The organism is Streptomyces sp. NPDC006430, from assembly GCF_040612395.1.
In the GTDB taxonomy this organism is placed as follows: domain Bacteria; phylum Actinomycetota; class Actinomycetes; order Streptomycetales; family Streptomycetaceae; genus Streptomyces.
Genome location: NZ_JBEXQA010000002.1, coordinates 391,242 through 413,332, shown reverse-complemented (window position 1 = coordinate 413,332; position 22,091 = coordinate 391,242). Strand labels below are relative to the sequence as shown.

Annotated in this window: 19 protein-coding genes and 2 tRNA genes; 8 read left to right on the top strand and 13 right to left on the bottom strand. The window is 70.9% G+C overall.

What is annotated here, in order from left to right; translation table 11 throughout:
* Positions 1 to 13: 13 nt before the first annotated feature.
* Positions 14 to 820: a histidinol-phosphatase gene (hisN, locus tag ABZZ20_RS05035; protein ID WP_356866804.1), complete on the top strand. Its 807-nt coding sequence runs from the start codon at positions 14 to 16 to the stop codon at positions 818 to 820.
* A 144-nt stretch (positions 821 to 964) separates the two neighbouring features.
* Entirely contained in the window at positions 965 to 1,366 is a 402-nt protein-coding gene (locus ABZZ20_RS05030; RefSeq protein WP_356866802.1) for a CBS domain-containing protein, read from the top strand.
* Positions 1,367 to 1,495: 129 nt separating this feature from the next.
* Here ABZZ20_RS05030 and ABZZ20_RS05025 read toward each other — a convergent pair whose 3' ends face one another.
* A complete protein-coding gene (locus tag ABZZ20_RS05025) occupies positions 1,496 to 2,947 on the bottom strand; it encodes a catalase (RefSeq protein WP_356866800.1) in 1,452 nt (483 codons plus the stop codon).
* Between the two features lie 148 nt (positions 2,948 to 3,095).
* Between ABZZ20_RS05025 and ABZZ20_RS05020 the strand changes: the two genes are divergently transcribed.
* Positions 3,096 to 3,512 carry a Fur family transcriptional regulator gene (locus ABZZ20_RS05020; RefSeq protein ID WP_356866798.1) on the top strand — a complete coding sequence of 139 codons (417 nt, stop codon included), beginning with the start codon at positions 3,096 to 3,098 and terminating at the stop codon, positions 3,510 to 3,512.
* A gap of 108 nt (positions 3,513 to 3,620) precedes the next feature.
* Here ABZZ20_RS05020 and ABZZ20_RS05015 read toward each other — a convergent pair.
* The 4 genes from ABZZ20_RS05015 to ABZZ20_RS05000 all read right to left on the bottom strand — a co-directional run bounded on the left by ABZZ20_RS05015 (position 3,621) and on the right by ABZZ20_RS05000 (position 8,821).
* Positions 3,621 to 3,694: transfer RNA gene (locus tag ABZZ20_RS05015), tRNA-Met, on the bottom strand.
* A gap of 67 nt (positions 3,695 to 3,761) precedes the next feature.
* Positions 3,762 to 5,618 (bottom strand): tetratricopeptide repeat protein, encoded by a 1,857-nt coding sequence (locus ABZZ20_RS05010; RefSeq protein ID WP_356866796.1) that lies wholly within the window; start codon positions 5,616 to 5,618, stop codon positions 3,762 to 3,764.
* Between the two features lie 204 nt (positions 5,619 to 5,822).
* Positions 5,823 to 5,896 (bottom strand) — tRNA-Met (locus ABZZ20_RS05005).
* 45 nt (positions 5,897 to 5,941) lie between these two features.
* The gene (locus tag ABZZ20_RS05000; protein ID WP_356867231.1) at positions 5,942 to 8,821 is read right to left on the bottom strand and encodes a UPF0182 family protein; all 2,880 of its coding nucleotides are present in this window, start codon (positions 8,819 to 8,821) and stop codon (positions 5,942 to 5,944) included.
* 152 nt (positions 8,822 to 8,973) lie between these two features.
* On the opposite strand from ABZZ20_RS05000, the gene ABZZ20_RS04995 reads away from it, so the two are divergent.
* Positions 8,974 to 9,534, top strand: a complete 561-nt coding sequence (locus ABZZ20_RS04995; RefSeq protein WP_356866794.1) for a PPA1309 family protein — start codon at positions 8,974 to 8,976, stop codon at positions 9,532 to 9,534.
* A gap of 36 nt (positions 9,535 to 9,570) precedes the next feature.
* Here ABZZ20_RS04995 and ABZZ20_RS04990 read toward each other — a convergent pair whose 3' ends face one another.
* From ABZZ20_RS04990 to ABZZ20_RS04975, 4 genes are all read right to left on the bottom strand, one after another.
* Complete coding sequence (locus tag ABZZ20_RS04990; RefSeq protein ID WP_356866792.1) at positions 9,571 to 10,662, bottom strand: S16 family serine protease; 1,092 nt, start codon at positions 10,660 to 10,662, stop codon at positions 9,571 to 9,573.
* 108 nt (positions 10,663 to 10,770) lie between these two features.
* Positions 10,771 to 10,968, bottom strand: a complete 198-nt coding sequence (locus ABZZ20_RS04985) for a hypothetical protein (RefSeq protein ID WP_356866790.1) — start codon at positions 10,966 to 10,968, stop codon at positions 10,771 to 10,773.
* Between the two features lie 146 nt (positions 10,969 to 11,114).
* Positions 11,115 to 11,576: a molybdenum cofactor biosynthesis protein MoaE gene (locus ABZZ20_RS04980; protein WP_356866788.1), complete on the bottom strand. Its 462-nt coding sequence runs from the start codon at positions 11,574 to 11,576 to the stop codon at positions 11,115 to 11,117.
* A gap of 190 nt (positions 11,577 to 11,766) precedes the next feature.
* On the bottom strand, positions 11,767 to 12,804 hold the full coding sequence (locus tag ABZZ20_RS04975) for an SDR family oxidoreductase (RefSeq protein ID WP_356867230.1): 1,038 nt from the start codon (positions 12,802 to 12,804) through the stop codon (positions 11,767 to 11,769).
* A 332-nt stretch (positions 12,805 to 13,136) separates the two neighbouring features.
* Between ABZZ20_RS04975 and ABZZ20_RS04970 the strand changes: the two genes are divergently transcribed.
* Entirely contained in the window at positions 13,137 to 14,576 is a 1,440-nt protein-coding gene (locus ABZZ20_RS04970; RefSeq protein ID WP_356866786.1) for a zinc-dependent metalloprotease, read from the top strand.
* Positions 14,573 to 15,121, top strand: coding sequence for an NUDIX hydrolase (locus ABZZ20_RS04965; protein ID WP_356866785.1), 549 nt, complete (start codon positions 14,573 to 14,575; stop codon positions 15,119 to 15,121). The genes ABZZ20_RS04970 and ABZZ20_RS04965 overlap by 4 nt, the downstream gene beginning before the upstream one ends.
* 113 nt (positions 15,122 to 15,234) lie before the next feature.
* Here the strand turns inward: ABZZ20_RS04965 and ABZZ20_RS04960 are convergent, their stop codons facing one another.
* The 4 genes from ABZZ20_RS04960 to ABZZ20_RS04945 all read right to left on the bottom strand — a co-directional run bounded on the left by ABZZ20_RS04960 (position 15,235) and on the right by ABZZ20_RS04945 (position 19,086).
* Positions 15,235 to 15,990: an AIM24 family protein gene (locus tag ABZZ20_RS04960; protein ID WP_356866783.1), complete on the bottom strand. Its 756-nt coding sequence runs from the start codon at positions 15,988 to 15,990 to the stop codon at positions 15,235 to 15,237.
* A 17-nt stretch (positions 15,991 to 16,007) separates the two neighbouring features.
* Positions 16,008 to 16,688: an AIM24 family protein gene (locus ABZZ20_RS04955; RefSeq protein WP_030291234.1), complete on the bottom strand. Its 681-nt coding sequence runs from the start codon at positions 16,686 to 16,688 to the stop codon at positions 16,008 to 16,010.
* A 20-nt stretch (positions 16,689 to 16,708) separates the two neighbouring features.
* Positions 16,709 to 18,397 carry a TerD family protein gene (locus ABZZ20_RS04950; protein WP_356866781.1) on the bottom strand — a complete coding sequence of 563 codons (1,689 nt, stop codon included), beginning with the start codon at positions 18,395 to 18,397 and terminating at the stop codon, positions 16,709 to 16,711.
* Positions 18,398 to 18,546: 149 nt separating this feature from the next.
* A complete protein-coding gene (locus tag ABZZ20_RS04945) occupies positions 18,547 to 19,086 on the bottom strand; it encodes a M48 family metallopeptidase (protein ID WP_356866779.1) in 540 nt (179 codons plus the stop codon).
* Between the two features lie 209 nt (positions 19,087 to 19,295).
* Between ABZZ20_RS04945 and ABZZ20_RS04940 the strand changes: the two genes are divergently transcribed.
* Positions 19,296 to 20,402, top strand: a complete 1,107-nt coding sequence (locus ABZZ20_RS04940) for a ThiF family adenylyltransferase (RefSeq protein WP_356866777.1) — start codon at positions 19,296 to 19,298, stop codon at positions 20,400 to 20,402.
* A gap of 350 nt (positions 20,403 to 20,752) precedes the next feature.
* Positions 20,753 to 22,081: an AarF/ABC1/UbiB kinase family protein gene (locus tag ABZZ20_RS04935; RefSeq protein WP_356866775.1), complete on the top strand. Its 1,329-nt coding sequence runs from the start codon at positions 20,753 to 20,755 to the stop codon at positions 22,079 to 22,081.
* Positions 22,082 to 22,091 lie beyond the last annotated feature (10 nt).

The window sequence follows — 22,091 nt, the reverse complement described above, 5'->3', positions numbered from 1 at the left end:
ATACTGTTCGGCCATGCCCGAGTATGACGATGACCTCCGCCTTGCCCTTGAGCTCGCCGACGCGGCGGACGCCGCCACGATGCAGCGCTTCCGCGCCCTCGACCTGGTGGTCGAGACGAAGCCGGACATGACTCCGGTGAGCGAGGCGGACAAGGCCGCCGAGGAGATCGTCCGGGCCGGGATCGAGGCCGCGCGGCCGGCCGACGCCATCCTCGGCGAGGAGTACGGACTCAAGGGCAGCGGCCCGCGCCGCTGGGTCGTCGACCCGATCGACGGAACGAAGAACTACGTGCGCGGCGTCCCCGTCTGGGCGACCCTGATCTCGCTGATGGAGGAGGGCGCGGACGACGTCTTCCGGCCCGTGGTCGGCGTGGTCTCGGCGCCGGCGCTGGGTCGCCGCTGGTGGGCGACCCGGGGCGGGGGCGCGTACGCCGGCGGCGCGCTGGGCGGGACCCCCGTCCGGCTGGGCGTCTCGCGGGTGGGAGCCCTGGGCGACGCCTCCTTCGCGTACTCCTCGCTGAGCGGCTGGGAGGAGCAGGGCCGGCTCGACGGGTTCCTGGAGCTGACCCGGCAGTGCTGGCGCACCCGCGGCTACGGCGACTTCTGGCCGTACATGATGGTCGCGGAGGGCTCGCTGGACCTGTGCGCCGAGCCGGAACTGAACCTGTGGGACATGGCGGCCATCGCGGTCGTGGTCCAGGAGGCGGGCGGGCGGTTCACCAGCCTGGACGGCGCGGAGGGGGTACACGGCGGGAACGCGGCGGCCTCGAACGGGCTGCTGCACGAGGACATGCTCGGCTACCTGCGCCCGCGCGGCTGAGGCGCTCGCAGGTCTGCGCCCGGACGACCAGGTGCGCCCTCTTGATGACCCTCCGTGTTCATGGGAATCTGGAACTCCTCCGCTTGTGCGCTTGTGAAGCTCTTCTCTAGCGGAGGAACTCTCCCCCAGGAGGTGGCTCTCTTCATGCTCGTCCGTGACGCCATGAGCACCGTGATCCTCACCCTCGGACCCGCCCACACCCTCCGGCAAGCGGCCTGCCTGATGTCCGGCCGACGGGTCGGCGCAGCAGTCGTCCTCGACCCCGACCACAGCGGAATCGGCATCCTGACCGAACGCGACATCCTCAACTCCCTCGGCGCCGGCCACGATCCCGACCGGGAAGCCGTGGGCGCGCACACGACCAACAACGTGGTGTTCTGCACCCCGCAGGCCACCGTGCAGGAGGCTGCCGAGGCGATGGTCCACGGCGGCTTCCGGCATCTGATCGTGCTGGAGGACGGCGGCCCCGTGGGCATCGTGTCCGTGCGCGACGTCATCCGCTGCTGGGTGCCGAGCCGGCGCCAGCCCGCGGAACTGGCGAGCTGAAAGCAGGAGGGCCGGACCCCTCGACGGGGGTCCGGCCCTCCCGTTCCGGCGAGCAGCCATCGATCGATGCACCCTTACGGTGGGCGGTACACCGCCACCGGAACGGCGGCGGTCGCCCACCGGGGGAGGTCAGCCGCGGAGGGCCTGGACCGCGGCCTCCAGTCGCTTGCCGAAGTCACCGTCCGCCTGCCGGAAGTTGTTGATTGCGCGCTCGGCGATGTCGTCGCGGGAGACCTTGGCAATGAAACCGGAGAGGTTCTCGATCAGCCGGGCCTTCTCGTCCTCGGACATCAGGCGGTAGAGGCTCCCCGCCTGGACGAAGTCGTTGTCCTCACGGTGGACCGGCGCGGCGTGGTTGCCCGTGCCACCGGTCACCTGGGTGGTCTGCCACAGCGGCCGGTCCGTCTGGTGCGGGCCGCCGAAGCTGTTCGGCTCGTAGTTCTTGGCACCCTTGTGGCGGCCGTCGTAGAGGAAGCCGTCGCGGGAGTTGGTACGCGCCTCGGTGGCGTGCGGACGGTTCACCGGCAGGTGGTCGGCGTTGATGCCGACGCGGTAGCGGTGGGCGTCGCCGTACGCGAAGAGACGGCCCTGGAGCATCTTGTCCGGGGACGGACCGATGCCGGGGACGAAATGCGCCGGGGAGAAGATCGACTGCTCGACCTCGGCGAAGACGTTCTCCGGGTTGCGGTTGAGCTCCAGCTTGCCGATCTCGATCGGCGGGTAGTCCTCGTGCGGCCACACCTTGGTGAGGTCGAACGGGTTGAAGCGGTACTCGGCCGCCTCGGCAGCCGGCATGATCTGGACCTGCACGGTCCAGGTCGGGAACTCGCCGCGCTCGATGGACTCGCGCAGGTCGCGCTGGTGCGAGTCCGGGTCCTCGCCGGCGAGCTTGTTGGCCTCGGCCTGGGTGAGGTTCTTGATGCCCTGGTCGGTCTTGAAGTGGTACTTGACCCAGAAGACCTCGCCGGCCTCGTTGTTCCACTGGAACGTGTGCGAGCCGTAGCCGTTCATGTGACGGTAGGAGGCCGGGATGCCGCGGTCGCCGAACAGCCAGGTCACCTGGTGGGTGGACTCGGGCGACAGACCCCAGAAGTCCCAGACGTTGTCCGCCTCCTGCGAGCCGGTGTACGGGTCGCGCTTCTGGGTGTGGATGAAGTCCGGGAACTTGATGGCGTCCTTGACGAAGAACACCGGGGTGTTGTTGCCGACGAGGTCGTAGTTGCCCTCTTCGGTGTAGAACTTCAGCGCCCAGCCGCGGGGGTCGCGCACTGCGTCGGCCGCACCGAGGTTGCCGGCGACGGTGGAGAAGCGCAGGAAGGTCTCGGTCTGCTTGCCGACCTCGGACAGGAACTTCGCCCGGGTCCACTGCGAGACGTCACGGGTGAGCGTGAAGGTGCCGTACGCACCGGCGCCGCGGGCGTGCACCACGCGCTCCGGGATGCGCTCGCGGTTGAAGTGGGCGAGCTTTTCGAGCAGCAGCTGGTCCTGGACCAGGACGGGGCCTCCGGCGCCAGCGGTCTCGCTGTTCTGGTTGTCGGCGACCGGAGCCCCGGCTTCCGTGGTGAGCGGTCCCTGCGTCACGTGCGCCTCCTGCGTCGTCCTGCCGTGCCCTGTCCCGGGCGTTTGCCGTACTCGATCCTACGATGGACTTTGTCTAAGTCAAGTAAGCATCCAAATCCGCACATGTTCGGGAGTTACACCGAATCCCCTCGCTGTTAGGCTGTGGTCCATGAGTGACCTGCTGGAACGACTTCGCGGACGCGGATGGCGCATGACCGCACAGCGGCGCGTCGTGGCCGAGGTGCTCGACGGTGATCACGTTCACCTGACGGCCGACGAGGTACATGCCCGCGCAGTGGCCAAGCTGCCGGAGATCTCACGCGCCACCGTCTACAACACCCTGGGCGAGCTCGTGTCCCTCGGCGAGGTCCTGGAGGTCTCCACGGACCGCCGGGCCAAGCGGTACGACCCGAACGCCCACGAGCCCCACCAGCACCTGGTCTGCGCCCAGTGCGGAGCCATCCGCGACGTGCACCCGGCGGGCAACCCGCTGGCCGACCTGCCGGACGCGGAGCGCTTCGGCTTCGTGGTGTCGGCGGTCGAGGTGACGTACCGCGGCGTGTGCCCGTCCTGCGCGGGGGCGTGACCAACGAATGAAGCGGAGGGCTCGGGAGCGCTGCTCCCGAGCCCTCCGCTTCATTCCCGCAAACGGCTGAAGGCCCGGATCCAGAGGATCCGGGCCTTCAGTCTTTAGTAGCGGGGACAGGATTTGAACCTGCGACCTCTGGGTTATGAGCCCAGCGAGCTACCGAGCTGCTCCACCCCGCGTCGGTAAACACGACTTTACGTGAGGCCCCCCGGCAGATGCAAATCGCTTAACCTTCCCGGCCAGGGGTCAGGCCGAGAGCTCTTCCGCGAGCGCCTGGCGGAGCCTGGCCGCCCGCTCGGAGACCTCCGTCGGCCCCAGCTCCATGGCCCGGACGCACCACTTCTGCCCCTCGGCCAGGTCCCCGTGCCGGGCGGCGAGCAGCCCCAACCGCAGGGCCGCCCGGCCGTGTCCGGCCACCGCGGCCCTGGTCCACCACAGTGCGGCCTCGGGCTCGTTGCCCTCGCGCGCCAGCAGCAGCCCGAGGTTGAACGCGCCGTTGCGGGAACCGGCCTCCGCCGCCTCCCGGTACCACCGCGCCGCGACCGCCAGGTCGCCCCGGGCCGCGGCCAGCATCCCGACGCGCACCTGCGCGCGCCGGTGCCCCAGCTCCGCGGCGCGCTCGTACCACTCCTCGCTCTCGCTCCGCTCGGCCCCGCCGACCGGCTCGCCCAGCGCCACCGGCTCCGGCGGTGGCGCCAGCGATTCCAACAGCGCGGCCAGCCGGAACGCCGCCTCCGCACTCCCCCCGCCCGCCGCGCACCGCAGGTGGCGTTCGGCCGCCCGCTCCTCGCCGTCGCGGACCAGCGCGATCCCGACCTGGAGGGCCGCGTCGGTGTGTCCCGCCGACGCGGCGCGCTCGTACCACTTCAGCGCCGTCCGGTCGTCGTCCCGGCTCGCGAACAGGATGCCGAGGTTGAAGGCGGCGTCCACGCTGCCCGCCTCCGCCGCCTTCGAGAACCACGGCTCCGCCCCTGCGGCGTCCCCGACCTGGAGGAGCATGATGGCGAGCGCGTTGGCGGCCTCCCGGTGGCCGGCGTAGGCCGCCCGCCGGTACCACTGCTCGGCCTGCGCGGTCCGCTCCTGCGCGGCGCACAGCAGCGCGAGGTTGTACGCCCCGTTCTGGTCGCCCGCGTCCATGGCGGTCCGGTACCACTTCTCCGCGGTCTGGGTCTCCCCGCGCGCGGCGTGCAGGGCGCCCAGCGCGTTGGCGGCGTTCCCGTCGCCGTCCTGGGCGGCCCGGTTCCACCACGCGACGGCGCTCTCCTCGTCGCCCGCGTCGCGCAGCAGGAAGCCGAGCGCGCACGCAGCCCGCGCCTCGCCCTGCTTGGCGGAGGTCAGGTACCAGCGCCCGGCCTCCTTGAGCTCCCCGCGCGCCTCCAGGAGCGCGCCCAGGTGCAGGGCGGCACGGCGGTGCCCGCGCGCGGCGGCCTGCCGGTACCACTGCTCGGCCTCGGCCGGGTCACCCTTGCGCAGGTGCCGGGCCAGCCGGTAGGCGGCCTCGCGGTGCCCCTGCTCGGCGGCCTGCCGCAGCCACCGCTCGACACCCTTGTCCCCCCGGTGTTCCAGCAGGTCGGCCAGTCCGTACGCGCCCAGGGCGTGGCCGGATTCCGCCGCTTGGCGCAGCCAGTACTCGGCTGCGGGCTCGTCCCCGCGCTCGCGGAAATGGCGGCCCAGGGCGTGCGCGGCCGGCGCGGACCCGGCCACAGCGGCGACCCGCCACCAGTCGGCGGCCTCGTCCGGGTACCCGCGCTGGAGCAGCAGCACCCCCAGGTTGTTCGCGGCGGCGCGGTCCCCCTCCGCCGTGGCCCCCCGCAGGTACGGCTCCGCCCCGTCCAGGTCTCCACGGCGCAGCAGCAGGGCCCCGAGCACGCTCATCGCGCCCGGGTCCCCCCGGTCGGCCGCGACCCGGTGCCGTGCTTCCAGCTCGGCGTCGCTCGCCGCGTCGGTCTCGGCGAACACGTCCTCCGCGAAATCCGCATCGGTCAGTGCGGTCTGCGCGTTAACGACCGGAGCCTCCTCTTTGGCTGCTGCCCCCGATTCGGCTTCCGCCCTCACAAACCGCCCTGTCTCCAGCAGAGTTGACCTGTCCCCCATAAATCCCATCGTCGCATCACCTGCTACCCGCGTACACCTGGTATGTCGCAGCCTGTGAGGTCACTACAGCGTTTTGTCGACATGCCCACAGAGAGACAAGTCAAACACGCCCCCACCCCAACTCACCCGTCCCAGCTATCTCATGCCCCCCCGCGCGTCCCTCCGGGACATGACGAAGGCCCGGATCCCATGGATCCGGGCCTTCATCTTCAGTAGCGGGGACAGGATTTGAACCTGCGACCTCTGGGTTATGAGCCCAGCGAGCTACCGAGCTGCTCCACCCCGCGTCGGTGAAACCACAGTATCACGACGCGGGACCGAGCCATTACCGATTAACCACCGGCCTTCGGGGCCGTCAGCTTCGCCTCCGCGTCGATCGCCCGCTGGAGCGCCGCCTTGATGTCCTCCTGCGCCTTGCCGAAGGCCGCCCAGTCGCCTGCCTGGCGGGCCTTCTCGGCTGCCTCGACCGCCTTCTTCGCATCGTCGAGGGCCGCCTTGACCGTCGGGTCCTGGGCGGTCGGCGGCGTGGTGGTGCCCTCGCCCGGCGGGGTCACCGGAGTCGTGGGCACCGTGGGCGCCTCGGCTCCGAAGACCACGTTCAGCGCCTTCTCCAGGGTGTCCTCGAAGGCGGTCTGGCCGCCGTAGGTCACCAGCACCTTGCGCAGCAGCGGGTACTTCAGCCCGGAACTGCGCACGTACACCGGCTCCACGTACAGCATTCCGCCGTCGAGCGGAACCGCGAGCAGGTTGCCGTACTCGATCTCCGAGTCGCCACCGCGCAGCAGCCGGATCGACTCGGCGATCTTGGGCTCGGACTGGAACTTGCTCTGCACCTGGCCCGGGCCGTCCGGCGGCTTGCTCGTCGGCATCTTCAGGATGCTGATCTTGCCGTAGTCCGGGGTCCCCGGATCGGCGTTGACCGCCATGAAGGCACTCAGGTTGGGCCGCTCGTTCGGCGTGAACGTCGTGGTGAGCGAGAAGACCTGCTCCTTCTCCTGCTGGCCCGGCATCTTCATCGACAGGTAGTACGGCGGGACCGCCGTGCCGGCCTTGGTCGTCGGGTCGTCCGGGACGGCCCAGGCCTCACTGCCGCTGAGGAAGGTCTGCGGGTCCGTGACGTGGTACCGGGTGAGCAGCTCGCGCTGGACCTTGAACAGGTCCTGCGGGTAACGCAGGTGGTCCATGAGCGGCTTGGCGATCTCGCTCTTGGGCTTGACCGTCCCCGGGAACGCCTTCATCCAGGTCTTCAGGACCGGGTCCTTGGTGTCCCACTGGTACAGGTCGACCGTGCCGTCGTACGCGTCGACGGTGGCCTTCACCGAGTTGCGGATGTAGTTGACCTGGTTCTCCTGCGCCACCACCGCGCGCTGGCTGTTGGTCAGCGAGTCCGCCGTGCTCTGCCCCAGGGTGGTGCGCGAGGCGTAGGGGTAACCGTTCGTCGTCGTGTACGCGTCGACGATCCACTTGATCCGACCGTCGATGACCGCCGGGTACGGGGCACCGTCGATGGTCAGCCACGGCGCGACGGCCTCGACGCGCTCCTTGGGAGTGCGGTGGTAGAGGATCCGCGAACCGTCGCCGATGGCTCCGGAGTAGAGGATCTGCGGCTCGTTGAACGCGAGCGCGTACGCCGCCCGGTTGACCGGGCTGCCGAGGTTGACGCCGGAGTCGCCCTGGTAGCTCGTCTCCTTCTCGCCCTTGTCGTCCGAGTAGTCGAGTTCCTTCTGCGGTCCGCCGACGATCGAGTACTGCTTCGTCTGCTCGCCGTAGTAGATGCGCTGCTCGAAGTCCGTGCCGAACATCCCCTTGGACGGGAGGTCGGACTGGGTGAAGTCGGGGGCGCCCTGGTCTCCGACCGTGGTGCCCTTGGCCGCGACCACGCCGTAGCCGTGCGTGTACTTGAAGTGGTCGTTGATCCAGTTGTTCTTCGGGATGCCGCCGATGTTCAGCTCGCGCAGCCCGATGACCGTGTCCTGGCCTTTGTACCGGTCCACGGCGAGCGTGGACGGGAAGGCGTAGTAGCCCTTGACCTGCTGGAGCTGCTGGAAGGCCGGGGAGACGATGTTCGGGTCGAGGAGCCGGACGCTGGCCGTGGTGTTGGCCGCCTGCCGCAGTTTGGTCTTGTCGTCGGTCTGCGGGACGCCCGGGTAGTCCTTGACGTCGGACTGGTCGATCCCGTACGCGTCGCGCGTCGCCTTGATGTTCTTCTCGACGTACTGCGACTCCTTGGCCTGCTCGTTCGGCTGGACCTGGAACTTCTGCACGATCGCCGGGTACAGCCCGCCGATCAGGATCGCCGAGAGCACCATCAGGCCGAAGCCGATGACGGGCAGCTGCCAGGTCCGGCGCCACAGCGTCGCGAAGAAGAGCACGGCGCAGATGGCGGCGATGGCGACGAGGATCGTCTTCGCCGGCAGGTACGCGTTCGCATCGACGTAGCGCAGTCCGGTCCAGTTGTCCGCCGCCTTGAAGTCACTGGACTTCACGGCGAGGCCGTACCGGTCGAGCCAGTACGCGACCGCCTTGAGCGTGACGAAGAGGCCCAGCAGCACCGACAGGTGTCCGGTCGCCGCGGCGGTGGCCCGGGCGCCCGGGCTGGTCACGCGCAGTCCGCCGTACAGGTAGTGGACGACGACCGCGGCGATCACCGACAGCACGACCGCGGCGAAGCCGAAGCCGAGCAGGAACCGGTACCAGGGCAGCTCGAAGGTGTAGAACGACACGTCCAGGTGGAACTGGGGGTCCTTCTCTCCGAAGGGCACCCCGTTGACGTACATGAGCCAGGTCTTCCACTGGCCCGCCGCCGAGGCGCCCGCGATCATGCCGACGAGCGCGGCGATGCCCAGGAGCAGCCACTTCCTGTACGGCGCGACGCTCATCCGGTAGCGGTCGAGGCTCTGCTGCTCCATCGACATCGCGGACAGCGGCGGCCGCAGCCGGTACGCCAGCCAGATGTTCAGCCCGACGGCGCCCGCCATCAGCAGGCCGAAGACGGCGAAGAGGCCGATCTTGGTCCACAGGGTGGTGGTGAAGACCGTGGAGTACTTCACGGAGCGGAACCAGAGCCAGTCCGTCCAGAAGCCCGCGAACATGATGAACGCCATGCCCAGGACGGCCAGTACGCCCAAGGTCATCAGAAGAGTTCGGGACCGCCGGGAGGGGCGGCCGACTCTCATCCGTGGCCCAGAAGGGCCTCCGCCGCGGTCCGGCATCTGGAAAGCCAAGGTGCGCACCTCGAAAGTCGCTGAGTCTCGTCACTGAGCTTCGGAAAAAGCTGGGCCCCGATCGTAGGCCCCACCCATGCAACTTACTGAGGCTTTAGTCAGTTCCCGATATCCGGCGGAAAGGAGGCAGGATGTTGTCCATGTCCAACCTTTCGCCTTCCCCCGGCACGCCGATGGCGGCCAGCCCGCTGACCCGCGCCTGCCTTGAGATCGACGAGTACGCGGCCGGCCTCGGCTGGGACCAGCCCGCCCGCCTGTTCGCGCTCGTCGACACCGCCAAGCTCCGCAAGCAGGAGCCCCGCCTGGCGGGCCAGCTCGGCCTCGACCAGGACGACGCCGGCAAGTCCTCCCTCACCCCGATCGAGCAGGACGAGCTGCCGGCCGGCACCCCGCTCGACAAGTTCCTGGGCACCGTCGCCTGGCCCGACGCGGTGGTCGGCTGCGCCCTGACCGTGGAGCGGCTGATGCTGCCGCCGTCCGCGGAGGCCTCCGTACCGGAGGGGCTCAACGACAAGCAGCTGGCGAAGTGGGTTGCCGGGCACCCGGAGCGGCAGGAGGTGCGCCTCACCGTGGCCGTGCTGCGCGACGGCTCGCGGGAGTCGGCCGTACGCCTGCGCGAGAAGGACTCTTCGACCGAGGTGCTCACCGGCGGGGGCCTGGTGCCCGGGCTGGCCGAGGCACTGGCCGCAACCTTCTCCTAGGGCCCCGGTCCTCCGAGGGGCCCGGGACGGACCCGGTCAGGGCTTGCCGCACTTCGGCAGCCCGGCCGTGTCCCCCTTGCTGATCTTCTCCAGCGCCTTCGTCGCATCGCCGATCGTCGACACCTTGACCAGGGTCAGGCCGTCGGGCACGTGCTGGGAGGCGGAGGCGCAGTTCTCGGCGGGCGTCAGGAAGAACTCGGCGCCGGCCTGGCGGGCGCCGATCGTCTTCATCTGGATGCCGCCGATGGGGCCGACCTTGCCCGTGTCGTCGATGGTGCCGGTGCCCGCGACGAACTTCCCGCCGGTCAGGTCGCCGGGGGTGAGCTTGTCGACGATGCCGAGGGCGAACATCAGGCCGGCGCTCGGACCGCCGACGTCGGCGAGCTTGATGTCGATCGTGAACGGGAAGGTGTGGTCGGTGCCCGCCCGGATGCCGACGATGGCGTGCCCGTCGCCCTCCGCCTTCACGGTGGTGATCGTGACCTTGGTGGACCCGGTGGGCTCGCGGCGCGCCTTCTCGGCCTCGGCCGCCTCGGCCGCGGGCACGACCGTGAACTCGACCGGCTCGCCGGGCTTGCGCTTGGTGACGATCTTGGCTACGTCCCCGGGGGCGTTGACCGGACTTCCGTCAACGGCCTGGACCACGTCGCCTGCGTGCAGCTTGCCCTCGGCGGGGCTGCCCTTGACCACGGTGGAGACGACGACGCGGGTGCTGACCCCCGGCGTGTTCAGCTGCTTGAGGGCCGCCACCTTGGCGCTCTCCTGGGACTGGCTGAACTCCTCGGCGTTTTCCTGGGTGGACTGCTCTTCCGTCTTGCCGTTCGGGTAGAGGTTCTCGTGCGGGACCACGATGTTGTCGTCGGACAGCCAGCCGTAGACCGCTTCCAGCAGGTTCATGTCGTAGTCCGCGCCGGTGACGCGGACGGTCGTCATGTTGAGGTGCCCACTGGCGGGGTAGGTCTTGTGGTCCGCGATGTTGATGACGGGCTCGCCGTGCGAGTCCCCGAGCGTGTTCACCGTCGGGCCCGGACTCATTTCCGAGTACGGGACCTTCATGAAGACCCCTGCGCAGAGCAGCGCGAACAGCATGAGGGTGGAGGCGAGCATCGTCGCAGTGCGGCGTGGCATGGATCGACAGTACGGGACGGCCCTGACGCACGGCCGCCGGGGCCGGTCTGTAAGGGGGCCGCACACGGAATCCCTCAGTGGATCCTCAGGGACCTCGCCCGGGACGCTTCAGACCGCGTCGGAACCGGAGTGGGCCGCTGCCTTCGCCCTGGCCTGATCGGCCTTGTCCATGGCTTCACGGAACCTCGCGTATCCCGCGAGTTCGGATATGTCGCCCTGCGTGCGGTCGCGCGCCGCCCAGCTGCCCCATATCGCCGCTCCGACGGCGGCGAACAGCGGAATCAGCAACCACGCCAATGACGCCATGGACGTGCCTCCCTGCCCCGAAAGTACGTGTCGTTGGTGGCTTCAACGCTCGTGCCCGAGGGGGGGTTACGCAAATCGAGGGCGTGTTGCGCGGCCGAACGGGTGGGACAGTACCGCCTGGCGAAAACCGCCGCGGACCCGGGGTCTCAACAGGCGCCGACCCACTCCTCCGTACCGTCCGAGAAGGTCTGGTGCTTCCAGATCGGAACCTCGTGCTTCAGGTCGTCGATCAGCATCCGGCAGGCCTCGAAGGCCTCACCACGGTGCGGGCAGGACACTGCCACGATCACGGCGAGATCGCCCACGGCCAGATCGCCCACGCGGTGGACGGCGGCCAGGGCGCGGACCGGATGCTTGGCCACCACGCGCTCGGCGATGCGGCGCATCTCCGCCTCGGCCGTCGGGTGGCAGGAGTAGCCGAGCGAGTCCACATCCGCCCCTCCGTCGTGGTTGCGCACCGTGCCGACGAAGAGCGTCGTGCCTCCGGTCGCGTCGTCGCCCACGGCTTGGAAGACCTCGTCGATCGAGAGCGGTGTCTCGCGGATTTCGAGCAGCCGGATCGGGTCCGGAGCGGCCTGCTCGCCGGGGTGGTCGAAGTGCGGTGCCATGCAGCCATCGTGCACCACTGCTCTCACATCGCCCAATAGCCGGTTCGACCGTCTGTGCACCCCCGGAATTTGGAGCCTCCTACAGGATGCGCGGTTCCGGACGGCCGCCCCGGGCACGACCGGAGCGGCGACCCGCCCCGGGGCAGCCGCCGGGATCCGTCGGGTCGGGACCCGTCGCGGGGTGCCCGGGTCAGATGCCGCGCCGCCTGCGCGCCCGGCGGACCACGGCGGCGGCGCCCAGCAACGCGACCGTCGCGCCCGCGGCACCCGCCGCGGTGGCGTCCTTGCGGCCCAGCCGGCGGCCCACGACCGTGTGCCGGCCCGCGACCTCCTGGAGGAGCTCGGCCAGCACCTCCTCGTTGGTCCAGCGTGGCCGCCAGCCCGCCGCGTGCAGCCTGCTGACGCTGACCACCCACGGGTGCATCGTGTACGCGAGGTCCCCGGCCGGGGACGGCGTCAGGCCGATCCGGTGCAGCCGGGCCGCCGCTCCCAGCGCGACCGCCGACGGAAGCTCCATGCGGCGGATGCCGCTGAGCTCCTCGACCTCCTCCTGTTCCAGCCAGCCCTCGCAGCCCACCGCCAGCTCGCCCTCGACCTTCTCCAGGGCGGCGTACTCCAGCGCGCTGACCAGGTCCTCGACGTGGCAGAACTGCCAGGTCGGGCGGGAGCCGGCCACCACGAGCAGGCGGGGGGACTCGAAGTAACGGGTCAGGGCCGTGTCCGTGCCGCCGACCAGCACGGCCGGGCGGACGACCGTGACGTTCAGGCCGGGATGCGCGCGGGGCGCCCGACGGCCCAGCCGCTCGATCTCCAGCAGGTCGCCTACGCCGGTCGCCTCGGCCGTGGCCCGCAGCTCGGAGTCCTCCGAGAGCGGGATGTCGTTGTCCGGCAGCGCCCCGTAGACCATGGCGGAGGTGCACAGCACGACCCGGTGCACCCCGGCCGCCGCAGCGGCCGTCAGGACGGTCTGGGTGCCGCGCACGTTGTACGCCGTGCGGGCCGCCGGATCGGTTTCGAGGTCGAGGTCGAGGGCGAGGTGGACGACCACGTCCGCGCCGCGCAGCTTCTCGGCGATCGCAGGGTCCCGTACGTCCAGCACGTGCCACTGCGCGGTCGCGCAGTCGCCGCGCCGCTCGTCGATCGCCACGACCTGCTTGACCTCGTCGGACGCGACCAGGCGGGTCACCAGGGCCGCGCCGACCCCGGAGGCGGCGCCGGTCACGGCGATGACGGGGCCCCGCTGGTTTCGCGGCTGGCGAACGCCCTGGGCGCCGTCGCCGTGGCCAGGGCTTTTTCCGGCGTCGTGCGGCACGCGGCCGTGCTTATCCGAGCTGGGCTCGTCCAAAGCGTGCGGATCTGGGGAACTCACCAGGCGTCTCCAGCGGTTGTCTTCAGTAGGGACGCGTCGTGACGCGTACCTACCAGGTGACGTCCATCCTGCCGCAGCCCAGGAGCCGGCGGAGCACCGAGCCCGCAAGCGGGTGGGGTGTCTACGCTGGGTGGTGTTGTCGGACCCATTCCCGCCGGCCCTGCCGGCGGCCCTACGAGCCGAGGAAACCCGTGAGCGACACCCCATTCGGATTCGGCCTTCCGCCGGAGGAGCCGGAGAACGGCGACGAAGGCAAGAAGAAGGGCAATCAGGGCGGTCAGGGCGGCCCGAATCCGTTCGGGTTCCCGGGCATGGGCCTGCCTGGCGGCACCGGCGGCCAGGGCGGTGCGGACAATCCGTTCGCTGCGATGTTCGGTGCGATGAACCCGGGCGACCTGGGCGCGGCCTTCCAGCAGCTCGGCCAGATGCTCAGCTACGAGGGCGGTCCCGTGAACTGGGACATGGCCAAGGACATCGCCCGCCAGACCGTCGCCCAGGGCACCGCGGACGGGGTGAAGGACGCCAGCGTCGGCATCGCGGAGAGGTCTGCCGTCGAGGAGGCCGTGCGCCTCGCGGACCACTGGCTGGACGGGGTGACCTCGCTGCCCTCGGGCGCCACCACGGCCGTCGCGTGGAGCCGCGCCGAGTGGGTCGAGGCGACCCTCCCGGTGTGGAAGGAACTCGTGGACCCGGTCGCCGAGCGCGTCGGCGTGGCCATGGGCAGCGTGCTGCCCGAGGAGATGCAGGCCATGGCGGGCCCGCTGCTCGGCATGATGCGCTCCATGGGCGGGGCCATGTTCGGCCAGCAGATCGGCCAGGCCGTGGGCGTGCTGGCCGGCGAGGTCGTCGGCTCGACCGACATCGGACTGCCGCTGGGACCGGCCGGCAAGGCCGCCCTGTTGCCGCTGAACATCGAGGGCTTCGGCAAGGACCTCGGCGTCCCCTCCGAAGAGGTACGGCTGTACCTGGCCCTGCGCGAGGCGGCCCACGCCCGGCTCTTCGCGCACGTGCCGTGGCTGCGCTCGCACCTGCTCGGCACGGTCGAGGGATACGCCCGGGGCATCAAGGTCGACACCTCGAAGCTGGAGGACGTGGTCGGCCAGATCGACCCGTCGAGCCCGGAGCAGCTTCAGGAGGCGCTCCAGGGCGGCATGTTCCAGCCGCAGGACACCCCCGAGCAGAAGGCCGCGCTGGCCCGGCTGGAGACGGCGCTCGCGCTGGTCGAGGGCTGGGTCGACGCGGTCGTGCACGAGGCGGCGAAGCCGCGGCTGGCCTCGGCGGATGCCATGCGCGAGACGATGCGCCGCCGGCGCGCCTCGGGCGGCCCGGCGGAGCAGACCTTCGCGACCCTGATCGGGCTGGAGCTGCGCCCGCGCCGGCTGCGGGACGCCTCGCGGCTCTGGGCCTCGCTGACGGACGCCCGCGGTGTGGACGGCCGCGACGGGCTGTGGGAGCACCCGGACATGCTGCCGACGGCCTCCGACCTGGACGACCCGGACGGGTTCGTGCACCGCGAGCAGCTCGACTTCTCCGAGATCGACAAGATGCTCGGCGAGGCCGCCGAGAAGCGGGGAGAGCGCGAGCAGGGCGACGCCAAGGGCGTCGAGGACGAGGGCGACGGAGCGAAGTGAGCCTGTACGAGGACGCGGTCCTGGTCCTGAAGGGGTACGGCGCCCAGGGCCACGGGGCGGATCCGGAGCAGCACCGGCTGCGGGACGTCTACCTGGAACACCTGGCCGCGCACCCGGACGGGGTGTACAAGCCCTGCCGGGCCGGGCACATCACCGGCAGCGCGCTGGTGGTCGACCCTGCGCGGGGGCGCGTGTTGCTGACCCTGCACAAGAAGCTCGGCATGTGGTTGCAGATGGGCGGGCACTGCGAGCCCGACGACGCCACGCTCGCCGGGGCGGCGCTGCGCGAGGCCGTCGAGGAGTCGGGCATCGCGTCCGGGCTGACCCTGCTGCCCGGCGGCCCGGTGCGGCTGGACCGGCACCCGATCCCGGAGCCGTGCAACTGGCACCTGGACGTGCAGTACGCGGCGCTGGCTCCGGCCGACGCGGTGGCGCAGATCAGCGAGGAGTCGCTGGACCTGCGCTGGTTCCCGTACGAGGAGGTGGCGGCGGTGGCCGACACCTCGGTCGTGCGGCTGGTGGAGGCAACGCGGGCGCGGCTCTGACGCTGCGCACGACGAAAGGGGCGGCTCCGCATCCGTGGAAGCGGAGCCGCCCCTTTCGTGTGGCGTCCGTGCGGCGCGCGGTGCGTGCCGGACGCGCCGCTCGCCGCTCGCCGCTAGTTCCAGGCGTTGTTCTGGTTCTGGGCATGGGCGCCGTGCTGGCCCATGCCGTACTGGGCTGCCATACCCTGCCCGAGCTGGGCGTTCTGCGGCGGCAGCACCTCGCTCGGCTGCACCAGTGCGAAGCCGGTGCCGAGGAAGCTGAGCTCCCAGCCCTCGCCGGTGTTGCCGCGCCGCCGCCAGACGCCGGTGGAATGCGTCTGCGCCTGCATCTGCACCCGCAGCGAGGTGGACCAGGCGACGATCGCGTCCGCGTCGGCGTTGACGTACTTGTCCGGGGTCACCTGGAGCATCAGCGGCTGCCCGGAGGTCATCAGAGCGACCTTGCCGCGGCCGGTGATGTTGAGCTGGTACTTGCCGGAGCCGGAGATCCCGTACTGGCTGTCCACCGCGATGGCCTCGGTGTGCAGGGTGGAGTCCAGGGCCAGCACGTAGCTGCTGTCGACGGTGAGGCCGTCCTGGTCCACGTCCACGACGTGGACGTACTGGGCCAGGTTGGCCAGGTAGACGGTGCCCTGCCCGGAGCAGCGCATCAGGTCGAGGCCCTCACCGGTGCGGGCGCGGGCGGTGCGCTGGGTGGTGCTCTGGTACTCGCCGTCGAAGTCGACGATCCCCTGGTAGGCGACCATCGCGCCCTTGCGGGCGAGGACGTCGTCGGAGCCGGCCAGCGTGACCCGCAGCAGCTGCGGGTTCTGGACGGCGTACCGCTCCTGGGACTGCGCCTCGGCGTGGGCGAAAAGTGCGCTCTGCATGATGTGTCCGCTCCCCCTCAGCCCCGGGTCCGGAGCCGGTCGGTGCTGTCCTCGCTGGGCTGTACGACGACGATGCCCTGACCGGAGAAGGCCATCTGGTAGGCCTCCCCGCTGCCCCGGCCGATCATCGACGAGGCCTTGAAGCTGCGCTTGCCCTTCACCTTGAGGTTCGGGGACCAGGCGACGAGCGCGTCCGGGTCGACGTACGTCTCGTCCTCGCCGCGGCCGCAGTCGACCACGATCGGGGTGCCCCGGGAGGTGATCGCGACCCAGCCGGTGCCGGCGACCTGCACGTTGAACAGGCCCTGGCCGGCGAACTTGGCCATGCCCTTGACCCGTTCGACACCCCACTGGAGGTGGGCGTCGAAGGCGAGCAGGTTGGTGCCGTTGACCGAGAGCGCGTCGTTGTTGAGGTTGATCACGACGACGTCCGCGCCGTAGTCGGCCAGGTAGAGCAGGCCGTCACCGGTGCACTTCATCAGCGGGGCGCCTTCGCCCGTCAGCCACTGCGAGGCCATCTGGCGCAGGGCCGGCGGGTTGGGCTCGTACTGGACGAAGCCCTCGTACGCGACCATCGATCCGGTGCGGGCGAAGAGGTCCTGGCCGCTCTGCATGGCGACCTTGAGCATGGCCCGGCCGTGGTTCTCCATGCGGGCCGTGACGGGGGTGGGGGCGTAGCCCGCGAGCTGCTGGTTCATTGCGTTCATGACGGGCTCCCTCAGACCTCGTACGGCTGGACGACGATGAAGTTGCCGGGAGCACCGCGGAACTGGAGGTTCACGGTCTCCCCGCTGTGGCCGGGGTAGGCGTTGCGCCGCAGCCGCACCTGGCTGGAGACGATCACCTGGGAAGCCGCCGACCACGCGACGATGGCGTTGCTGTCGGCGAAGGTGGTCGGGGTGACCGGCAGCACCACCGGCGTGCCGTGCGTCTTGACGATCACCGTGCCGGAGCCCTGGAACTGCATGGTGAACAGGGCGCCGCCGGGGATGCCGTGGCCCTCGATGCGGCGGACCTCGTGCTGGAGCGACTCGTCGAAGGCGAGGACGCTCTCGGCCGAGACGCAGATCCCGTCACCCTGGAGCTCGATGGCGTGCAGGTGCGCACCGTTCTCGGCGAGGAAGACCTGACCGCGGCCGCTGCAGCGCATCAGCTGCATCTCCTGGCCGGTGGCGTTGCCGACGATGCGGCCGGCGAAGCCCGCTCCCTTGTAGCTGAAGTCGACCTTGCCCTGGTAGAGGACCATGCTGCCCTGGCGGGCGAGGACGGGCTGACCGCCCATCGCCAGGTCGACCCGCATGAGTTGCTGGTTCTGCGACGTCCAGCGGGCGCCGGTGGGGACTTCCTTGTACGGCTGCAGGGCGGCGGCGAGGCCCGCTCCGGCGGCTTGCGGGGCGCCCTGGCCGTATCCGGGCTGCTGGCCCGGCATCTGGCCGTACGGCGGCTGCTGGCCGGGGATCTGGGCGTGCCCGGGAGGCTGCTGGCCGTAGGGCGCGGGGGCCGGGGCGGGCGGCGGGACCTGGCCGTATCCGGGCACCTGACCGTACGAGGGCTGCGGCTGCTGGCCGTACGCGGGCTGGCCTGGCTGCTGCGGAGGGTGCGGCGGCTGGCCGTACGGGGTGGGAGCCTGCGGGGGCGCCGGGGCCAGCGGGGCGACCATGGTGGGGGCCGAGTGCACCGGGGCGGGCGGGGCGGGCTGCTGGTACTGCGGGGCGGGGGCCTGGGGCTGCGGGGCGTGGGGCGGCTGCTGGGCCTGCGCCGGCGCGCCGAAGGACGGCGCCGGGGCGGCTGCTTGCGGCGGCGGGGCGAATCCCGGTGCGGCGCCGGCCGGCGGCTGGGCGGCTGGGGCCTGCGGCTGCTGCGTCTGCGGCTCCTCCTCCTCGGCGACCTCGCCGCCGAAGTTCTTCAGGAGCGCGGCGAGACCGCCGTCGAAGCCCTGCCCGACCGCGGCGAAGCGCCACACGTCCTTGAGGTAGAAGTCGCCGAGCATCACCGCGCGCTCGGTGCTGAACTCCGCGCCCGTGAAGGCGTACCGGACGACCTCTTCGCCGCCGGCGACGATCCGGATGTGGCCCGGACCGATCTGCGACATCTGTCCGGCGCCGTCGATCGTGGCGGTGAAGGACAGCTTGTGGATGTTCGCCGGAATGCGGTCCAGCGTCACCCGGAAGGATTCGGTGTCGCCGGCCTGCGGGCCGAGCTGCTGGATGGACTCCTCCGGCGACTTCGGCTGGTTGTAGAAGACGAAGTACCGGTCGTCCGACAACTGCTCATTGGCGTCGAGGCCGAAGCAGCTGATGTCGATGGCAAGTCCCGGCCCGGCGATCTGGACGCCCACGTACAGATCCGTGCCCGCCGTCAGATCGCTGATCTTGGCCTTGTGGCCGCGTTGGAATTCCCTGGCCATACGTAACGACCGTCCCCCATCCCGACAGTGAAATGCGTGCCGCTCAGGCTAGCTGCATCTGCCGACATCCGGCCAAGCCGGTACCGACCCGGTACATATCGAGGCGTCCGCGCCGGGGGCGGACGTCCCGGCGGGCCCGGGCTGCCGGGTCAGTCTTCGCTGACGGCGGGGACCGGGGGGAGCCGCTCGGCGGCGACCACTCCCTCCAGGTAGCCGCGGGCCCGCTCGGTGCGCGGATAGGCCTCCAGCAGCTCCCAGAAGCGGGGGCCGTGTCCGGGTACGAGGAGGTGCGCCAACTCGTGCAGCAGCACGTAGTCGACGACGTACTCCGGCATCCCCTGGAGGCGGTGCGAGAGCCGGATGCTGCCCTCGGCGGGGGTGCAGGAGCCCCAGCGGGTGTTCTGGTTGGTGACCCAGCGCACCGAGCGGGGGCGGGCACGGGCGCTGAAGTACTGCTCGGACAAACGCTCCGCACGCTCGGTGAGTTCCGCGTCCCCCAGGGTGCGTTTGCTCTCCTGGGCGGCCAGTTTGTCGAGCATGACGCCCACCCAGCGCTGTTCCTCGGCCTCGGACATCCGGGCAGGGATGAGGACGACCGTACGGTCACCCTCGCGGTAGGCGGACACGGTCCTGCGGCGGCGCGCGCTCCGGCGGACTTCGACGGCGCGCTGCGATGGGTCGGCGGACACGCCCAAGACCGTACCCGCTCGTCACGGCCGAAGTCCTCCTGCTCCACCGTTCGAACATGATCGATTCGAAGCCCGTGCAGGAAAGACCCTTTTTCTCCATCTCATATGCCTAATAGCCCGCGCCTGTGGACAAATGCGCGCAGGGAATGCGACGGACGGGCACTCTGCGGGAGAAGGAACGAGGCGGAGTTCGTACGAGGGGGAAGGTCATGTATCCGAAGGTGAAGCCTGCGCTGGCGAGGGCGTGGCGGGATCTTCAGACGGTGCAGTTCGGGGTGACGCCCGCGCACGCGGTGGTGCTCGGCCCGGTGGACACGGCGACGGGATCGCTCATCGACCGGATCGACGGGACGCGGGGGATGGAGCTGTTGCGGGCGGAGGCCGCGGCCATGGGGATGCCGGAAGGGCAGGTGGACACCCTGGTGCGACGGCTGGCGGCGGCCGGACTGCTCGACGACGTCACCGCCGGCGGACCGCGGGCCCAGGCCGTGCGCAAGCGGCCGGAAACCCTGGAGCGGCTCGGGCCCGATCTGGGCTCGCTCTCCCTGGTCCACCGCGAGCCGGGCGGCGACTTGCGGGGCATCGCGGCGCGGCGGGCCGTACGGGTCCAGGTGCGCGGCAGCGGCAGGGTAGGCGGGGTGATCGCCGCGGTTCTGGCAGGAGCAGGCGTGGGCCGGGTCGAGGTGCTCGACGGCGGCCGGGTGGAGCCTGCGGACGTGGCGCCGGGCGGTCTGGGGCCCGGCAGCGTGGGCCGGCTGCGGTCCGAAGCCGCGGCCGGGCTGGTCCGGGAATCGGCCCCGGGGCGGGCTCCGCGGGCCGCCGAGCGCGAGGGACCAGAGCCCGGAGTGTCCCTGGTGGTGGTCGCACCCCGGGACGGCCTGCAGGCCTGGGCGCCGGATCCGGGGCTGGCGGCCGACTGGATCGCCACCGGCACCCCCCACCTGTATGCCGGGGTGCTGGAGGGCACCGGGCTGGTGGGGCCGTTGGTCCTGCCGGGCGCCACGGCGTGCGCGGGCTGCATGGAGCGTGACCGGGTCGATGAGGACCCGGCCTGGCCCCGGATGCTGGTCCAGTGGCGTTCGGCGCACCGCCGCCGGGCCACGGCGGCCTGCGACCTGGGACTGTCCACGGCCGTGGCCGGCCTCGCCGCGGCGCACGCCCTGTCCTTCCTCGACGGCGAACTCCCCGCCTCCACGGCATCCCGGTGGGAGACGGCCCTGCCGGGCCTGCACTGGGAGCACGCACCGCTGCGGCCCCATCCCGACTGCCCGTGCGCGGCGGCCACGGTCCCGACGGAACAGGCAGTGCCGTCATGAGGGGCCGGTCGCGGATCTCCGTGCGTTCTTCCTCGACGGCGCGACGGGACTTTGCGGGCGAGCACCGCCGGATCGTCGGGTCCGAGCTCTTCGGCGCGGGCGTTGTCGGTCAAGGCGTCGTGACGCCTGCCCCGCATCCGCAGTCCTTTGCGCCCACCACTCGACCCGCTGTCCGGTCATGCTGTCCCATGGGGGGTGAAGACTGTCCGGCAACGGCACGTTCCCCGTCGGTTTCGGGCCGGGCGCCTCGGCCGGGGCGGCCCGAGGGAGCCATGACAGGATGCGTTCGGCCGAGTGGTCATTTCTGAACCGCCGCTTGCGGCACAGCTGTCTGGGCACTGGAGGGGCACATGTCTGATCTTCCCCGGAAGGCGGTCACCCGCACCGTCAAGCTGGCCGCGCTGCCGCTCGGCTTCGCGGGCCGGGCCACCTGGGGGCTGGGGAAGCGGATCGGCGGCAGGTCGGCGGAGATCGTGGCGCGCGAGCTCCAGCAGCGCACCGCCGAGCAGCTGTTCCGCACGCTCGGGGAACTGAAGGGCGGTGCCATGAAGTTCGGGCAGGCGCTCTCGGTCTTCGAGTCGGCCCTGCCCGAAGAGATCGCCGGCCCGTACCGGGCGGCGCTGACCAAGCTTCAGGAGGCGGCCCCGCCGTTGCCCGCCCAGACGGTGCACCAGGTGCTGGCGGACCGTCTGGGAGCCGACTGGCGGGACCTGTTCGAGGAGTTCGAGGACAAGCCGGCCGCCGCCGCCTCGATCGGGCAGGTGCACCGGGCGGTGTGGCACGACGGCCGGCAGGTCGCCGTGAAGGTCCAGTACCCGGGAGCCGGCGAGGCCCTGCTGTCGGACCTCAAACAACTGGGCCGCTTCGCAGGGCTGCTGGGGCCGCTGATCCCCGGTATGGACATCAAGCCGCTGATCAAGGAGTTGCGCGACCGGGTCTCGGAGGAACTGGACTACGAGCTGGAAGCCGAAGCCCAGCGGACCCACGCCGACGCGTTCGAGGGCGACGAGGACGTGGTCGTACCGGACGTCGTGCACCAGGGCGACCAGGTGCTGGTGACCGAGTGGTTGGAGGGCACCCCGCTGTCGGAGGTCATAGCCGACGGGACCCAGGAGGAGCGCGACCGCGCCGGGCAGTTGCTGGCCCGCTTCCTCTTCTCGGGGCCCGCGCGCACCGGGCTGCTGCACGCGGATCCGCACCCGGGCAACTTCCGCCTGGTAGCGGGGGCCGACGGCCGGATGCGGCTGGGCGTGCTGGACTTCGGCACCGTCGACCGGCTGCCCGGCGGCTTGCCCAAGCCCATCGGCACCTCGCTGCGCATGACGCTGGAGGGCGATGCCGAAGGGATCTACGGGCACCTGTGTGCCGAGGGCTTCGTGAAGGAGTCCATCGAACTGGACCCGGACGCGGTGCTGGACTACCTGAAACCCATCATCGAGCCCGCCGAGGCCGAGGAGTTCACCTTCACTCGGCCGTGGCTTCGCGGTCAGGCGGCCCGGATCGCCGATCCCCGCTCCCCCGCACACCAGTTGGGCCGGCAGATCAATCTGCCGCCCTCGTACCTGCTGATCCACCGGGTGACGCTGAGCACCATCGGGGTGCTGTGCCAGCTGGGCGCGACGGTACGACTGAGGGACGAACTGGAGGCCTGGCTCCCGGGGTTCCTGCCCGAGGGGTGAGCACCTGGGG

Excerpts from the sequence above, each read along its gene's own strand:
- hisN (WP_356866804.1), top strand. The coding sequence starts at position 14 with ATGCCCGAGTATGACGATGACCTCCGCCTTGCCCTTGAGCTCGCCGAC.
- ABZZ20_RS05030 (WP_356866802.1), top strand. The coding sequence starts at position 965 with ATGCTCGTCCGTGACGCCATGAGCACCGTGATCCTCACCCTCGGACCC.
- ABZZ20_RS05020 (WP_356866798.1), top strand. The coding sequence starts at position 3,096 with ATGAGTGACCTGCTGGAACGACTTCGCGGACGCGGATGGCGCATGACC.
- ABZZ20_RS05010 (WP_356866796.1), bottom strand. The coding sequence starts at position 5,618 with ATGGGATTTATGGGGGACAGGTCAACTCTGCTGGAGACAGGGCGGTTT.
- ABZZ20_RS05000 (WP_356867231.1), bottom strand. The coding sequence starts at position 8,821 with ATGCCGGACCGCGGCGGAGGCCCTTCTGGGCCACGGATGAGAGTCGGC.
- ABZZ20_RS04995 (WP_356866794.1), top strand. The coding sequence starts at position 8,974 with ATGTCCAACCTTTCGCCTTCCCCCGGCACGCCGATGGCGGCCAGCCCG.
- ABZZ20_RS04990 (WP_356866792.1), bottom strand. The coding sequence starts at position 10,662 with ATGCCACGCCGCACTGCGACGATGCTCGCCTCCACCCTCATGCTGTTC.
- ABZZ20_RS04985 (WP_356866790.1), bottom strand. The coding sequence starts at position 10,968 with ATGGCGTCATTGGCGTGGTTGCTGATTCCGCTGTTCGCCGCCGTCGGA.
- ABZZ20_RS04980 (WP_356866788.1), bottom strand. The coding sequence starts at position 11,576 with ATGGCACCGCACTTCGACCACCCCGGCGAGCAGGCCGCTCCGGACCCG.
- ABZZ20_RS04960 (WP_356866783.1), bottom strand. The coding sequence starts at position 15,990 with ATGCAGAGCGCACTTTTCGCCCACGCCGAGGCGCAGTCCCAGGAGCGG.
- ABZZ20_RS04955 (WP_030291234.1), bottom strand. The coding sequence starts at position 16,688 with ATGAACCAGCAGCTCGCGGGCTACGCCCCCACCCCCGTCACGGCCCGC.
- ABZZ20_RS04950 (WP_356866781.1), bottom strand. The coding sequence starts at position 18,397 with ATGGCCAGGGAATTCCAACGCGGCCACAAGGCCAAGATCAGCGATCTG.
- ABZZ20_RS04940 (WP_356866777.1), top strand. The coding sequence starts at position 19,296 with ATGTATCCGAAGGTGAAGCCTGCGCTGGCGAGGGCGTGGCGGGATCTT.
- ABZZ20_RS04935 (WP_356866775.1), top strand. The coding sequence starts at position 20,753 with ATGTCTGATCTTCCCCGGAAGGCGGTCACCCGCACCGTCAAGCTGGCC.